Here is a 10,089-nt window from a genome sequence, read left to right on the forward strand (position 1 = left end):
TCACAGCAAGATCCGAACAATTCCGAAAGACCGAAACAGTGAAGCCGCGGCACACGTCCTATCCTCTATCGCCATTACTGAGCTGAAGGGGACCTTTCATGACTGACGAAACAGCAGAATCGCATCCGCCAGGTCTTGCCATGTCACGCCGAGAAGCGCTTCAGGCAACCGCCGGAGCCGTGGCCTTTGCGGCGCTGCCGCTCCCAGCCGAGGCAGCTGCGGGTTCAACCGCAACGCCCGCGCCTGACACGCACACGCTGCCGTTGGAAGTGACCGTGAACGGTCGCGTCCATCAGCTGGTCGTCGATCCCCGCTTGTCGGTTCTGGATATGCTGAGGGAGAGGCTCTCTCTGACCGGGACCAAAAAGGGGTGCAACCAGGGTGCGTGCGGGGCCTGCACGGTGCTGATAGACGGCCAGCGCGTCAATGCCTGCCTGGCGCTCGCCGTCATGCATGACGGCGCGAAGATCACGACCGTCGAGGGCGTCGCGGAAGGAGAGGCGCTGCATCCGCTGCAGGAGGCCTTCATCGAGCATGACGCCTTTCAATGCGGCTATTGCACATCGGGGCAAATCATGTCGGGGCTCGGCTGCATCAGCGAGGGTCATGCGTCCTCGGCCGAGGAGATCAGCTACTGGATGAGCGGCAACATCTGCCGCTGCGGCGCCTATCCCGGGATCGTTGCGGCCGTCGCCCAGGCTGCCAAGGAGGATCGTACATGAGACCCTTTGAATTTCAACGGGCGGCCAGCGAGTCCGAAGCGATCGCCGCAGCCGCTGCCGGAGCCAGATATCTTGCCGGCGGGACGACCCTCGTCGACCTGATGCGCGAGGAGGTGGAGACGCCGGAAAAGATCGTGGACATCAATCGGCTGCCGCTGAATTACATCCGGGCTACGGATGAGGCGATCGTCATCGGCGCGCTGGCGCGCATGTCCGAGGTCGCAGCCAATCAGGACGTGCGCAGATTGCAGCCGCTCATTTCGGAGACGTTGATCGAGGGTGCATCGCCGCAGCTCCGCAACGTGGCGTCGATCGGCGGCAATCTGCTGCAGCGGGTCCGCTGTCCCTATTTCCGAATGCTGGACGCGCCTTGCAACAAGCGCGTACCGGGCTCGGGATGCTCGGCAATCGACGGCCTGAACGCCGGCCATGCAATTCTCGGCACCAGCGAGCACTGCGTCGCCACACATCCATCCGATCTGGCCGTTTCTCTCGTCGCGCTGGGCGCGACGCTCTCCTTGAAGGGGCCACGCGGCGAGCGAACCATTCCGGTAGAGGAGCTCTTCCGGCTTCCGGAGTCGACGCCTCATCTCGAGCACACGCTGGAACCAGGCGAACTCATCGTGGAGGTCCAGATCCCAAACGGCCCCTATGCGAGAAAGGCGCGCTACCTGAAGGTCAGGGACCGATCCTCCTACGAGTTTGCCCTCGTATCGGCGGCGGCGGCTCTTCATGTGGAGAACGGAACAATCCAAGAGGTCCGCATCGCTGCAGGGGGCGTGGGCACCCGCCCGTGGCGCATGAACGCTGTCGAGCAGGCGCTGGTGGGAAAACCCGCCGCTCGCGCCAGCTACGAGATCGCGGCGGCGATTTCGACCGAGGAGACGCGTCCTCTCTCCCACAACGGGTTCAAGGTGAAACTCCTTCCCGCAACGATCGTACGAGCACTCGAAATGGCAGGAGATGTGGCATGACGACGGCTATCGGTAAATCCTTGTCGCGCATCGACGGCCGCCTGAAGGTCACTGGCCAGGCCACATACGCGGCCGAGTTCAACCAGGAAGGCCAAGCCCACGCAGTCATCGTGGGCAGTACTGTCGGGCTCGGTCGAATAGAATCGATTAACAGCGCAGCAGTCGAGAAAATGCCGGGCGTCGTGGCTGTCATAAGCCACATCAACGCGCAGCGGCTTGCCTACAACGAACACCGAGGACCTATCGACCCGCCGGCGGGAGAACGGCTTCACGTGCTGCAGGGCTCCGAGGTACGCTTCTTCGGAGAACCGGTCGCAATCGTCGTCGCCGAGACGCTCGATCAGGCGGAGCATGCGGCCAACGCCCTCAAGGTCACCTACTCCGCCCGCCAGCCGCAGGTCGATGCACATGCCGGCGAGCGGGTCATCCCGGCCGTCGCGCGCCGGCCGGGTGCCCGGGCCGAAGCCGATCTCGCCCGCGGAGATGCCGACAAGGCGCTCGAAACCGCGGCCGTGAAAGTCGAGGCGGAATATGTCATTGCGCGTGAGAACCACAATCCGATGGAGCCGCACGCGACGATCGCCGCCTGGAACGGCGACCGCCTGACGCTCTGGAGCAAAAGCCAGTTCGTCGTCAACGAGCAGGCGGAGATCGCCGCCATTTTCGGGCTTCCGCCGGAAAACGTGCAGGTGAACTGCCCGTTCATCGGCGGCGCGTTCGGCACCAGCCTGAGAACCTGGCCGCACGTCACCCTGGCGGCTCTGGCCGCGCGGCACGTCAACCGTCCGGTAAAGCTCGTGCTCACCCGTAAACAGATGTTCTTCGCAACGGGGCATCGGCCTTACACGCTACAGCGCATCGCCCTGGGGGCGCAGGCCGACGGCAAGCTCATCGGTATCGTCCACGAAGGGGCAGGGGAGACGAGTCGTTACGAGGAGTTCATGGAGGCGCTCACGTCCGTGACGAGCTTCATGTATTCCTGCCCGAACGTGCGCACGAGCTATCGTCTCATTCCCCTGGACGCCAGCACACCGACCTATATGCGGGGCCCCGGCGAGGCGAGCGGTATCCACGCGCTCGAATGTGCGATCGACGAACTGGCCTACAAGCTTCAGATGGATCCGATCGACTTGCGACGGATCAACGAGCCGCAGATCGACGAAGGGCGGCAGGTTCCGTTCTCCAGCCGATCGATGCTGAAATGCTACGATCTCGGAGCCGAGCGCTTTGGCTGGAGTCGCCGGACGCCCGAGCCAGGCTCGATGCGGGACGGGCGCCTTCTGATCGGTTATGGAATGGCCAACGCCTCTTATCCATGCCTGTTTGCCCCGGCAAACGCCCGAGTAAGACTTCTCCCCGACGGGACGGTGGAGGTGGAGGCGGCGGCAAGCGACATGGGGCCGGGCACCTACACCTCGATGACGCAGGTCGCCGCGGAATATCTGGGAATTCCCGTCGAGCGAATCAGGTTTTCTCTTGGCCGCTCCGATTTTCCGGCGACGCCGCCGCATGGTGGATCGATGACCATGGCGTCTGTCGGCTCCGCGATCAGAGCCGCATGCCTCGATCTTCAGGCGAAGGCGGCCGTGCTTGCCGCAAAAGGCGGAGGCAATGCGGGGCTTGCCGGGCAATCGCCGGAAGCGCTGGAATGGCGCGATGGTATGCTGTTCGTGAAAGGCCGGTCCGATCGAGGCGTCACCTATGCCGAGCTCGTGTCCTATGGCGGGGAGAGCCCGCTCGTCGGGGAGGGGACTGCCGCCCGTGACGGCGAAACCGGACAGAAATATTCCATGCATTCATTCGGCGCGGTCTTCGCCGAAGTTGCGATCGATCCCGACGTGAAGACGATCAAGGTCAGGCGAGCCCTTGGCGCCTACGGAGTGGGCCGGGTCGTCAACCCGAAGCTGGCGACGAGCCAATGTATCGGAGGCATGATCGGCGGCATCGGCATGGCCATCATGGAACGAACGGTGCTCGACGGGCGCAACGGGCGTCCGATCAATGCGCACATGGCCGATTATCTCGTGCCGGTGAACCTCGATACGCCGCACATCGAAGCCCACTTCGTCGATGAGGAAGACACGATCGTCAACCCGCTGGGGGTAAAGGGGCTCGGTGAAATCGCGCTTGTGGGAATGTCGGCGGCGGTTTCGAACGCCATTCATCACGCGACCGGAAGGCGGGTGCATGAACTGCCGATCATGATCGAGAGCCTGCTGTAGAATGTAGCCGCTTTCTTCTCCTCATTCCTGTGCGCGTCACAGGAATGAGGGTCGCCGCTTCGGCGCTGTCTCTTGCTTCCTTCACGCCGAACCACCAGGCGGCACCACTTCCACCGGCTCCAATTTGCCGCTGAAGAGCGGCCGCCCAGCATAGAGGCCGCCGACCAATTCGAGCTCGAGCCGCTTCTCGTCCCGCTGCCGAACCTTCTCGATGATTTCGGCGACCTCGGGCAGATCCGCTCCCAAGGCCTCCAGTGTTTTCTGCCCGAGAACCAGCGAGGATTCGAACGTCTCACGAATGTGGAAATCGGCGCCCGCGCCGATAAGATCCAGCGCGTGCCGCCGGTCCGAGGCACGCGCGAGAACCGGGACGAGAGGGAACTCGGCCTTGATGAGCTCTACGATTTTCGTGGCGTCGTCCGCCTTGTCCACGCAGACCACGATCGCATTGGCGCGCTCGGCGCCCGCCGCATGGAGGATGTCGAGGCGCTTGCCATCACCGTAATAGACTTTGAAATCGAATTCGCGGGCTGTGTTGATCATCTCCACGTCGGTATCGATGATGGAGATGACGTGACCTCGTGTCAGAAGGACCTGGCTCACGATCTGGCCGACACGGCCGAAACCGATGATCAGGACATTGCCGCTGAGGTTCTCGGGCCGCTCGACGCCATCCGTCGACAGCGGAATGTTCCTCTCCACGAGACGCAGCGCCGCGATCAGCAACGGGGTCACCATCATCGATACGATGATGATCGCCGTCAGTATGGCGTTCTCTTCGCCGCTGATGATGCCGGTGCCGAGGGCCGCGGCGTAGAGCACGAAGGCGAACTCGCCTCCCTGCGCCATGAAAACCGCACGCTCGATCGCCTCCCAGTTGGACGCCCTGAAGAGCCGCGCCACCAGGTAGATGACGATGGCTTTTACGACCATGTAGGCGACCACGTAGAAGAGGATCATCGCCCAGTTGCGAGCGATGACGCTAAGATCGAGCGACATCCCGACCGCCAGAAAGAAGAGGCCGAGCAGAATGCCCCGGAACGGTTCGACATCAGCCTCGAGCTGATGCCTGAACGTCGATTCCGACAGCAGGACACCGGCGAGGAACGCGCCCATCGCCATGGAGAGACCGCCGAGCTGCATGACATAGGCCGACCCGAGCACAACCATCAGCGCTGCCGCCGTCATCACCTCTCTGGCCTCGACGCTTGCAATGAGGCCGAAAAGCGGATTGAGCAGATAACGCCCGGCGAGGACCAGGCCTGCAATCGAAGCAAGTCCGATCGCGATGGAAAGCCAGTCGATCCCCCCGGACGCGGCAACGCTTCCGGGCACGATCGGCGCGAGGAACGCGACCAGCGCAAGCAAGGGCACGATGGCCATATCCTCCACGAGGAGAATCGACACGATGCGTTGTCCCTTCGGAGCCGCCATCTCTCGGCGTTCCTCCAGCAACTGCATGACGATCGCAGTCGAGGTGAGCACGAAGCCGGCGCCGGCGACGAAGGAGGGGGCCACCGGAAAGCCGGTCAGAACGCCGACGCCCGTCAGAAGTATCGCGCAAAGGGCGACCTGTACGATGCCGAGCCCGAAAATCTCGCGGCGAAGCCCCCAGAGGCGAGAGGGCCGCATCTCCAGTCCGATGATGAAGAGGAACATCACCACGCCCAATTCGGCGACGTGAAGAATGGATGACGGCTCCTGGAGCAGCCGAAGGCCGAAGGGGCCGATGGCAATCCCGGCGGCGAGATAACCGAGAACAGAGCCGAGCCCGATACGCTTGAACAGCGGAGCCGCGACGACGGCCGCTCCAAGCAGGGCGATAACCGGCAGCAGGTCTATGCCGTGGGACTCAGCAGCCATATTTCGCTCCGAATTTCCAGATGACGGGCGCCTCGTAGAGCGGCACCAGCGACCGTTGAGGCCGGGACATCCTTCCACTCAACCGGGTTTGAATCAAGCGCGAACGCTTTCGACAGAACCTCAATTCGCTGCACGTCACGCTCGCTCAATCTCCCACGCCGTCAGCCGACGTCCGCCTTGAATTCGGACGTCGGCACGATCACCTCAGACGGTCGGAACGGTGCCTCCGTCGATGACGAATTCGGCGCCGTGGATCGCGGCCGCACGGTCCGAGGCCAGATAGGCGATGAGGTCGGCGACTTCGTGGGGGTCGGCCGGACGACCGATCGGGATCCCGCCAAGGCTGTCGAGGACTACCTGCCGTGCTTCTTCGATCGTACCACCATTGGCCGCCTGTAGACGTTTCAGCAGGTCGACGGAGGACTCCGTCATGATCCAGCCGGGGGAGACGACATTGACCCGAACCCCCTTGGGACCAAGCTCCTTGGAGATGGACTTGCTGTAGGTCCTGAGCGCCGCCTTGGCGGAAGCGTAGGCGGTGGTGGCATCGGGCAGGGGAAGCACCGACTGGATGGAGGTAACGTGAACCACCGCGCCGCTGCCGCGTTCGATCATCTGCGGGATCAAAAAACGATCAAGGCGGACGGCCGCCAAGAAGTTGAGGTTCAGTTCGGACAGCCAGTGGTCGTCTGTCAGGGCAGTGAAGCCTCCGCCTGGTGTCGACGATCCGCCAAGAACATGAGCCAGGACGTCGATGCCGCCAAAGCGCTCGAGGGCGGCCTTGGCCAAGGTTGCCGCCCCCTCGGACGTCTTCAGGTCTGCACGGACGAACTCGACGCTGTCGACGGACTCTGGTGTTTCGCGGGCTGAGGTAATCACGCGGGCGCCTCCTGCCAGGAAGCGGTCAACAGTCGCGCGGCCCGCGCCCTTGGTGCCTCCGCTGACCAGCACACGCTTCCCCGCAAACTCGGTTGGATCCACTTTGCTGTTCATGCCGTGATCTCCAAAGCCTTTATCCCGTCGTTCTCGAGGGAAAACCGATAGGTGAAACGGATCGGGCTGCCTTTGAAGTCGCCGTGGACGGGTCCTTCAACCACGACCTGAAGGTTTTCATGACGCACACTGTCCGGAGTGAAGATCGCCTTCACACCTGCAGCCTCGACGAGCAGGTTCCGCAGTTCGGCATGGCCTTCGTAACGACGTCCGTTGTCCAGCACGACCGTATCCGCGCTGAATGGCTTCAGCATGCCGTCAACGTCGAGAAGTGAGTTGGCTTTGACATAGTCCGCGATGGGTCTGGGTAATGGGGGGATCATGAGTGTCTCTCCTTTGCTTGCAGAAAATCTAGCACTCAGATATTGGTCACATAAGTGGGATTAACTTGCATGCGCTGATGAAAGGATCGGGACAATGGAGCAGGCCAGCCTGAAGGAACTGGAAGCTGCGGTCGCCATCGCCCGGCGCGGGACGTTCCGCGCCGCTTCGATCGATCTCGGTATCTCGACCACCGCGCTGAGCCATACGATCGGCAGGCTGGAGTCGGCACTGGGAGTCAGGTTGTTCAACCGCACCACGCGGAGCGTTTCGCTGACGGATGCGGGGCGCCTGTTCATTCAACATGTCGCTCCGTCGTTGCAGGATCTCCACGCCGCACTGGAAACCGTGCGCGAGCAGCGCGAAACACCTTCCGGAACGATCAGGATCAACGCGGCACCGTTCGCCGCGCGCGCGATCATCTCGCCGCTCGTGCTCGAGTTCCTGCGCCGATATCCCGACATGAACGTTGACATCGTCACGGAGGGTAGGATGATCGACATCGTCCGGGACGGGTTCGACCTGGGGATCAGAGTCGCAGGACTTGTTCCCAGCGACATGATCGCCGTTTCCCTCGGTCGGCCTCAACGGCATGCTGTCGTAGGGTCTCCTGCATATTTCGAGAGGCACTGTGTCCCTGTGGTGCCGCCGGATCTCCTTACCCACAAGTGCATCCGCGTCCGGCTACCTGACGGCTCGACGTACCGTTGGCGGTTCGAGAAGGACGGCGAGCAGGTTCAGATCGACGTCGAGGGACAGATCTCGCTCGATGAAGCCAGCCTCACGCGGGCTGCTGTGCTCGCGGGTGCGGGCATCGGCTACCTGTTCGAACAGGACATTCTTCCGGAGATCAAGACGGGGCGGGTCATCCGAGTGCTGGAAGACTGGACACCGCCGTACCCGGGTCTCTGCTTGTACTACCCCGGAAGGCGGAATCTTTCGGCAGGTGTTAGAGCTTTTCTGGAACTCGCTCGTGAGCTTGCGCGGCGAGATAGTGATTAACGAACCCGAGTTGCAGTGATCAGGTGCAAGGCAGAATTACCCCTCGTGACCGCCGCTGCTGAGAGCTTGCGATCGAATGTCGCCAGTTGCCCCCCACGCGCCTTGGCGAGCGCAAGGAGATAGGTATCAGTTACCTGCCCCGAAGTTAGGATTTTCGTGGGAGCGATATCACCTGAGCCGACAAGGCTCACATCGTCCGGCCAAAAACTGTGACCGGGGAGCGACCGCATTTTGCCGACGATCTCCATCACGAGTGACGGTGAACCGGGAGAATTCGGATATTTGGGATTGCCGACAATCCGGATGACGCCGTTTTCGGTAATGGGGCAGGTAGCCCACGCGGTCTGACCCGTCGCCGCGAACCATTCGTGCGCATCGTCATGGGCAACATGGCCCGGATCGATTAAGGCAATCAGCACATTGACGTCGAGCAGGAAAGTCACGGCAGTTCGTCACGCAGGCGTTGACGATCTCGAGCGTCACTGGCGGAGCATCCGGCTGAGGTGATAAGAGAGGAATTCCATTGCGCTCGCCGCTGCTGCGCGGTCTGCGCAAAGAACGTCTAGCCAGTTCGGAAATGACTTCGCCGACGCTCCGGTGCTGCTGGGCTGCCATCGCCTTTGCGGCGATCAGTACATCGTCGTCGATTGCCAGGGTCGTTCTCATACCGGCCTCGTTGCGCATCAGTCATCACGCATCATATAAAGGACGAGGTCGGCCTTCTCAAGGTGGATGCGAAGGGACGCAGTCATTGGTCCGATCCGCTCACGGCGGAAAAAATCACAGTCTCACCTCTCTGCGCGAAACACGGGTCTCCGCGTGAGGCATCGCTGCCGGCGGTTCGGTTGGTGAGTATGTTTTTACGTTACGCTTCCGGTTGGCGAACGTAATAACATTACCTATGCAGTCGCTGCCAATCATCGAGGACGCGATGAACAACACTTGTCTGGAATTCAGGAACCTGACGCTTGGCTACCTTGGCCACGCGGCCGCCGTCAAAACGCCGGGAGAGTGACATTCTTACTTTACAGAAACAGGACACTTTAACTTTGCGGCTACATGCATTGTCACAGCTATTTAAAGATGAGAGAAAGTAGTCAACTTAGAAACGCGACAACATCCTATCCATTACTACTGCATTTGCAAGTTGCTATATTTACAAAGTACGGAGACGCAAGCCGCCGGCCGGGTGGAGCTGGTCAGGGTTGCGCAGCCCGGTCGGCGGCGGATGGCTCCAGCTGCAAGATAAACTTTAGCTTTGACATCCCGATCACTCCGCCGCTTTCAGCTGCGCAAGGGCTTGCTGGCGCTTGGCGATGACCACCGGATCCTTGGTAAAATCCGTCTTCCGGCCAGGCTTCGTGCCGCGCTTTTGATAGCCATTGCTCTGGCTGCCGTCGCGAATGCCGAACATATGGTCCGTCTGGCCGGTGCGGCGCGGCCCGCCCTTGCTGCGCTGTTGCTCTCGTCCGGCCTGCATCTCGGCCACCACCGCCAGCATGTCATCAAGGCGCTTGTTCTCAACCACCTCGCAGCGGTGCACCGAGCGCAGCGTGTCGAAGGTTCTGTAGGGCAGGGACGTCCCCTCATGGGTGACCTCGAGGCGACCGTCGGGATAGTCGCAGACAATGACCTTCTTGCCGGCCAGCGCCGTGGCGAGGTCGGTCGGATCGAGGATGAACACCACCTTGTCATAGCGCAGCGTCAGCGACTGCGACAGCTTGCGGATCTCCTTGCGGCACATCGCGCCATCGAGGTTCTCATGCGCGGCAAACGGCCGATGCATGTCCTTCGGATTGCGCGGCGCCTTGCCAAAGCGGCGATTGAAGTCGGCCATGAACTCCGGCGCATAGGCATTCGCCGCCGCGATCGTGTCGATGCCGCGCAGCCGCAGTTCCTTGACGAGGCGATCCTGCAGCGTCTGGTTGGCGCGCTCGACGCGTCCCTTCTTTCAAGTCCCGGACTGCAGTTCGTGCTGACACTCAAGCGCGC

The 10,089-nt window shown here is 61.9% G+C and carries 8 protein-coding genes and 2 pseudogenes; 4 read left to right on the plus strand and 6 right to left on the minus strand.

Features of this window, described 5'->3' with window-relative positions; all coding sequences use genetic code 11:
* Window positions 1-98 precede the first annotated feature (98 nt).
* The 3 genes from ACFHWW_RS21910 to ACFHWW_RS21920 are packed head-to-tail and all read left to right on the plus strand — an operon-like array spanning window position 99 to window position 3,918.
* Window positions 99-722, plus strand: coding sequence for a (2Fe-2S)-binding protein (locus ACFHWW_RS21910; RefSeq protein WP_379940783.1), 624 nt, complete (start codon window positions 99-101; stop codon window positions 720-722).
* On the plus strand, window positions 719-1,696 hold the full coding sequence (locus tag ACFHWW_RS21915) for an FAD binding domain-containing protein (RefSeq protein WP_379940785.1): 978 nt from the start codon (window positions 719-721) through the stop codon (window positions 1,694-1,696). Before ACFHWW_RS21910 ends, ACFHWW_RS21915 begins: the two co-directional genes overlap by 4 nt.
* Complete coding sequence (locus tag ACFHWW_RS21920; RefSeq protein WP_379940787.1) at window positions 1,693-3,918, plus strand: xanthine dehydrogenase family protein molybdopterin-binding subunit; 2,226 nt, start codon at window positions 1,693-1,695, stop codon at window positions 3,916-3,918. Before ACFHWW_RS21915 ends, ACFHWW_RS21920 begins: the two co-directional genes overlap by 4 nt.
* 81 nt (window positions 3,919-3,999) lie before the next feature.
* On the opposite strand, the gene ACFHWW_RS21925 is transcribed toward ACFHWW_RS21920, so the two are convergent.
* The 3 genes from ACFHWW_RS21925 to ACFHWW_RS21935 all read right to left on the minus strand — a co-directional run bounded on the left by ACFHWW_RS21925 (window position 4,000) and on the right by ACFHWW_RS21935 (window position 7,097).
* A complete protein-coding gene (locus tag ACFHWW_RS21925; protein ID WP_127712365.1) occupies window positions 4,000-5,781 on the minus strand; it encodes a monovalent cation:proton antiporter-2 (CPA2) family protein in 1,782 nt (593 codons plus the stop codon).
* Window positions 5,782-5,985: 204 nt separating this feature from the next.
* A complete protein-coding gene (locus tag ACFHWW_RS21930; RefSeq protein WP_379940789.1) occupies window positions 5,986-6,774 on the minus strand; it encodes an SDR family oxidoreductase in 789 nt (262 codons plus the stop codon).
* Window positions 6,771-7,097 (minus strand): nuclear transport factor 2 family protein, encoded by a 327-nt coding sequence (locus ACFHWW_RS21935; protein ID WP_379940791.1) that lies wholly within the window; start codon window positions 7,095-7,097, stop codon window positions 6,771-6,773. Before ACFHWW_RS21935 ends, ACFHWW_RS21930 begins: the two co-directional genes overlap by 4 nt.
* A gap of 94 nt (window positions 7,098-7,191) precedes the next feature.
* Between ACFHWW_RS21935 and ACFHWW_RS21940 the strand changes: the two genes are divergently transcribed.
* Window positions 7,192-8,097: a LysR substrate-binding domain-containing protein gene (locus tag ACFHWW_RS21940; protein WP_379940793.1), complete on the plus strand. Its 906-nt coding sequence runs from the start codon at window positions 7,192-7,194 to the stop codon at window positions 8,095-8,097.
* Here ACFHWW_RS21940 and ACFHWW_RS21945 read toward each other — a convergent pair.
* The 3 genes and pseudogenes from ACFHWW_RS21945 to ACFHWW_RS21955 form a co-directional block, all read right to left on the minus strand.
* Complete coding sequence (locus tag ACFHWW_RS21945; protein WP_275599104.1) at window positions 8,094-8,540, minus strand: TA system VapC family ribonuclease toxin; 447 nt, start codon at window positions 8,538-8,540, stop codon at window positions 8,094-8,096. The two genes, ACFHWW_RS21940 and ACFHWW_RS21945, sit on opposite strands and share 4 nt — an antisense overlap.
* Window positions 8,537-8,763 (minus strand): annotated as a pseudogene (locus tag ACFHWW_RS21950) (CopG family transcriptional regulator). The gene ACFHWW_RS21945 and the pseudogene ACFHWW_RS21950 overlap by 4 nt, the downstream one beginning before the upstream one ends.
* A 604-nt stretch (window positions 8,764-9,367) precedes the next feature.
* Window positions 9,368-10,045, minus strand: a pseudogene (locus ACFHWW_RS21955) (ISNCY family transposase); the annotation flags it as partial.
* Window positions 10,046-10,089: the final 44 nt, after the last annotated feature.

This window comes from Sinorhizobium sp. P24N7 (genome assembly GCF_042436655.1).
In the GTDB taxonomy this organism is placed as follows: Bacteria; Pseudomonadota; Alphaproteobacteria; order Rhizobiales; family Rhizobiaceae; genus Sinorhizobium; species Sinorhizobium meliloti_A.

Bases quoted from the DNA above. Each gene is read 5' to 3' on its own strand.
- ACFHWW_RS21910 (WP_379940783.1), top strand. From the start codon at position 99: ATGACTGACGAAACAGCAGAATCGCATCCGCCAGGTCTTGCCATGTCA.
- ACFHWW_RS21915 (WP_379940785.1), top strand. From the start codon at position 719: ATGAGACCCTTTGAATTTCAACGGGCGGCCAGCGAGTCCGAAGCGATC.
- ACFHWW_RS21920 (WP_379940787.1), top strand. From the start codon at position 1,693: ATGACGACGGCTATCGGTAAATCCTTGTCGCGCATCGACGGCCGCCTG.
- ACFHWW_RS21925 (WP_127712365.1), bottom strand. From the start codon at position 5,781: ATGGCTGCTGAGTCCCACGGCATAGACCTGCTGCCGGTTATCGCCCTG.
- ACFHWW_RS21930 (WP_379940789.1), bottom strand. From the start codon at position 6,774: ATGAACAGCAAAGTGGATCCAACCGAGTTTGCGGGGAAGCGTGTGCTG.
- ACFHWW_RS21935 (WP_379940791.1), bottom strand. From the start codon at position 7,097: ATGATCCCCCCATTACCCAGACCCATCGCGGACTATGTCAAAGCCAAC.
- ACFHWW_RS21940 (WP_379940793.1), top strand. From the start codon at position 7,192: ATGGAGCAGGCCAGCCTGAAGGAACTGGAAGCTGCGGTCGCCATCGCC.